This window comes from Alkalihalophilus lindianensis (genome assembly GCF_032843265.1).
GTDB classification, from domain to species: domain Bacteria; phylum Bacillota; class Bacilli; order Bacillales; family Bacillaceae_D; genus Alkalihalophilus; species Alkalihalophilus lindianensis.
Genome location: NZ_JAWJBA010000198.1, coordinates 1 through 280 on the forward strand (window position 1 = coordinate 1; position 280 = coordinate 280).

Below are 280 nucleotides of genomic sequence, written 5' to 3' on the forward strand. Positions count from 1 at the left end.
GGTTTCAGCAGGCATGTATGGTGGGCCGGAAGAATGAGCGGTGAGCCTATTGTTCTGAACACTTTATTATTAATTGAGGCCATTTCCGCAACCTGAATCGCGGAAATGGACGGGTGAATAATCGCACCGCCGAGTGCCTTATTATAAGCAGTACTGCCGGAAGGAGTGGACACGCATAGGCCATCACCGCGAAAGCGTTCGAAATGCTCTCCGCGGATTTCCACATCAATGACAAGGGTACCTTCCAGACTTTTCACGGTCGATTCATTTAAGGCTAGAT

General features: G+C 49.3%; 1 protein-coding gene. It reads right to left on the reverse strand.

The features are described from left to right. Positions 1 to 280 (reverse strand): diacylglycerol kinase catalytic domain-containing protein (locus tag RYX56_RS21905; protein WP_500660623.1); only part of this gene is annotated, 280 nt, incomplete at both ends.